This window comes from Novacetimonas hansenii JCM 7643 (assembly GCF_000964405.1).
GTDB lineage: Bacteria > Pseudomonadota > Alphaproteobacteria > Acetobacterales > Acetobacteraceae > Novacetimonas > Novacetimonas hansenii.
Genome location: NZ_BANE01000173.1, coordinates 1 through 3,482, shown reverse-complemented (window position 1 = coordinate 3,482; position 3,482 = coordinate 1). Strand labels below are relative to the sequence as shown.

Sequence of the window (3,482 nt, the reverse complement as noted above, 5' to 3'; positions counted from 1 at the left end):
CACGGCCACCGCGACCGTCGCGGGCGGCGTGGTCGTCGCCATTACGGTGGGCGCAGGCGGCAGCGGATACAGCTCTGTCCCGACCGTTACACTGTCCGCGCCGGCAGGAAGCACATCGGGTGCGACATCAGGCACCACGCCGGGGGCCGTGATGGATGCGCTGGTGGCGGTCAATACCGGCTGGACCGGCTTTACCACCGCGTTCGAACCGTCATTGGCCGATAAACAGGCATTCGCACAATGGACGGCCGCACAGGGGGCGCGTTTTTGGTACGTGCCGTGGGATACCGATCCGCAGGCGGTGGTATCAGGCACGACGGTGGCGTTCGGCGCGTGGGTCGCGGCCCAGGATGTGGCGGGCGTCACCCCGATCTATGCCGATCCGATGGTCGCCGCCCTTGCGCTGGGATGGATGGCGTCGCAGGATTTTTCCACGACATCAGGGCGCACGACGCTGAAATTCCGGCAAAACGGCCTGATTACCCCCACCGTGCAGACCGCAGCCATGGCCAGTACGCTTGCGGCCAATGGCTACAGCTATTACGGCGGGTATGCCGGGTCGGGCACGGATTTCGAATTCCTGTCCGATGGCGCGGTGTCCGGGCCGTTCGCATGGGCCGACAGCTATATCGGGCAGGTATGGCTGAACGGATCGTTCCAGCGCTCCTTGCTTGGCCTGCTGCTCAATACCGGGCAGATCCCGTATAATGCGGATGGGGACGTGCTGATCGCCGCCAGCGTGCAGGACACGATCAATCAGGCGCTGGCGTTCGGGCTGATCCGTGCGGGCGTCACGCTGACGGCGGCACAGCAGCAGCAGGTCAACAACGCGGCCGCGCGCACCATTTCCGACACGCTGGCGACGCGGGGGTGGTATTTCCTGCCCGGTGCGTCCACCGCCGCCGCCACCGTGCGCGCGGCCCGTGCCTCCCCCCCATGTCAGTTCTGGTACACCGATGGCGGATCGGTCCAGTCCATCAGCCTGTCTTCGCTGGAGGTGCAGTAATCCATGAGCGACTATAACATTTCCGACGCCAACTCGGTCTTTACCATCACCGTCAGCAGCCTGTTCAACGCGCCGGTCACGCTGTCGAATTACAGCGCCGACCGCGCGTTCGAGGCGGACCAGCGCGAACTGGCGGAAACGCAGATGTCGGTTGATGGCTATCTGTCCGCAGGGTGGGTGCCACAGCCGGTGCATCAGTCCGTCTCCCTCGCCGCAAGTTCCGACAGTTGCCTTGTGTTCGAATCCATCGTCACGGCGCAGGATGTGGCGCGCACGATCTATCGCATCGGGGGCGAGATCCAGCTTCCGTCGGTGGGGCGGCGTTATACGCTGTTGCGTGGCGTGCTGCGTGCGGCAAGTGCCCTGCCCAATGCGGGGCGGGTGCTTGATGCGCGGCGGTTCGACATCCTGTGGGAGCGGGTTTTGCCCGCAGCCCTGTAATGGCGTTGAAATCCATCGAATATAGCGTGACGGAAGAGGGCGAGGACCTGGGCAAGGTTTTCGTCATCACCCGCATGAGTGCGTTTGATGCCGACCGCTGGGGCCGTCATGTGCTGCATGCGGCGATTGCCGGTGGTTATCGCGCGGTGGCGGATGACGCGGCAGAGGGGATGGGCGGCATTGCAGAGGCCGGCATGCGCATTTTTGGCATGATGGCGCCCGATGCGGCGGATGCCCTGCTGGATCGCCTGATGCAGTGCGTGCGCATCATCCGCGATCCCGCCCATCCCACCCCACAGCCGGTGATCCCCGCCGACATACAGGAAATCGCGACGGTGGGCCTGTTGCAGATGGAGGCGATGAAGCTGCACACGGATTTTTTTTCGGGCGCAAGCGTGTTCATCTTCCTCCCCGTCGCCCAGCTTCTGCTGGCGGTGGGCGAAGACGCGCGGAATGCGCCAACGTCGCGCGCGCCATCGCCTGCGTGATCGCATCCCGCCTGGCAAGCCTGCATGAACTGCAGGACGTCTATGACACCGAAGACCTGTATGACCTGCTGGAAATCGCGGCGGTAAGCAACCATAACAGCATCGTGGATCTGTGAAATGGCACCTGTCACCAATCCCTCCGCCAACGGCGTGTCGCGCGCCATGGAACAGGTGCGCCAGCTTGCACAGGCAGGGCGCGGGGCCGCCCGCAGGGTGGCGGCGCGGCGCCGGGCGGCGATGGCGGCATTTCACATGGCGCGGCCCTCCCTGCTTGCCGTGCGCGCCGCTGCCCGCCGCGCGGGGGCGCGGCCCCCGTTGCATCCGCACGCCATGCTTCCCCCTGTTATGGGGGAAGGGCCCGCCGTCGATGGGCGGGCCGGTGCCGCCGCGCCTCCATCGGCCATGCGTGGGGATCATATGCGCCGGGATGTCATGGGGGACGTGACGGGGAATGTGACGGGGGGCGTGACAGGACGCATGACAGGGCGCACCGTCAGGGATGATGTCACCGGGTCTGTCACCGGGTCTGTCACCGGGTCTGTCACTGGGCCTGTCACTGGGCCTGTCACTGGGCCTGTCGCTGTGCCTGTGACAGGGGAGGCGAATTCGTCCCCCCTCCCGCCCTCTACCCTGACCCCGGCGCAGCGTCAGGCCATCGCAGGCCGGGCGGGTGTCGTTGTGCGTGCGCCACCATATCCGCCCCCCATGCCGGTGCAGGGGCAGCAGGGGCAATCGGATGGGAACGCCGGGGGCCTTGCGCCACAGGATGCAACCGTCCCCGTCACGGCAGCGGAAACCATCGCCGCGGATGCCGCCCGGCCTGTCGTCGCCGCGAAAAACCCGCCCCCGTCGGACCGGAAACTGTCTGGTGAGGCGGTCAGGTTACGCAAAGTGCAGACGGCCCGAATGCCGGCGGGAATGGGCTATTCCCGTTTGGCTGCGATGGGGGTGGCTGCAATGGGGGCGGCTGCGAATATTGGGCAGGAAAGCGGATCTGGTGCATGGCATCGCGGCGATGCGGGTGATGTCTTGGGCGCGGGGCAATGGCATGCACCACGCGCACAGGACATCATGCAGGCATTTGGCATTGATGTGCATGGTGCGAAATTCGCCGATCAGGTAAAGGCCTATGGCCAGAAGATGCCGTCTGGTCTTGATCTCTATTCCCGAAAGGCAGGACGGGCGCTGATGTCAGGTTTCCATCCCCCCCGTCAGGCCACCGCACCCATACGCAGGTTTGATGAACGCCCCGTCAGTCGTGACGGCACTGAAGACCGCAACCGTGGGGCCTGGGCGGATATCATCACGCGGCAGATGGAAATGGCGAATATAGCGCCCGGCGCGACGGGCGGCCATAAAACAGAAGTGCATATCGGTGATATTGTCGTGCATGCCAATACCCATGACGGGAACAGGATTGCAACACAGATACAGCACCAGTTGCGCCAGTCGCTTCCGGCGCTGGCGAATACCGGCCAACGATGACGTCATGCCCGCATAAGGGACTGTTTGAAAAGTAAGTCTCAATAACATCCTGAAATCATAAA

Annotated in this window: 4 protein-coding genes; all 4 read left to right on the top strand. The window is 64.6% G+C overall.

What is annotated here, in order from left to right; all coding sequences use genetic code 11:
• A partial coding sequence (locus B7G66_RS12140; protein WP_052955182.1) for a DUF3383 family protein occupies positions 1-1,006 on the top strand: 1,006 nt, incomplete at its 5' end.
• 3 nt (positions 1,007-1,009) lie between these two features.
• Entirely contained in the window at positions 1,010-1,447 is a 438-nt protein-coding gene (locus tag B7G66_RS12135) for a phage tail fiber protein (protein WP_003621761.1), read from the top strand.
• Positions 1,447-1,935 carry a hypothetical protein gene (locus tag B7G66_RS12130; RefSeq protein WP_003621763.1) on the top strand — a complete coding sequence of 163 codons (489 nt, stop codon included), beginning with the start codon at positions 1,447-1,449 and terminating at the stop codon, positions 1,933-1,935. Before B7G66_RS12135 ends, B7G66_RS12130 begins: the two co-directional genes overlap by 1 nt.
• Positions 1,936-2,052: 117 nt before the next feature.
• On the top strand, positions 2,053-3,420 hold the full coding sequence (locus tag B7G66_RS17885; protein ID WP_003621765.1) for a fimbrial protein: 1,368 nt from the start codon (positions 2,053-2,055) through the stop codon (positions 3,418-3,420).
• Positions 3,421-3,482: the final 62 nt, after the last annotated feature.

Bases quoted from the DNA above. Each gene is read 5' to 3' on its own strand.
- B7G66_RS12135 (WP_003621761.1), top strand. From the start codon at position 1,010: ATGAGCGACTATAACATTTCCGACGCCAACTCGGTCTTTACCATCACC.
- B7G66_RS12130 (WP_003621763.1), top strand. From the start codon at position 1,447: ATGGCGTTGAAATCCATCGAATATAGCGTGACGGAAGAGGGCGAGGAC.
- B7G66_RS17885 (WP_003621765.1), top strand. From the start codon at position 2,053: ATGGCACCTGTCACCAATCCCTCCGCCAACGGCGTGTCGCGCGCCATG.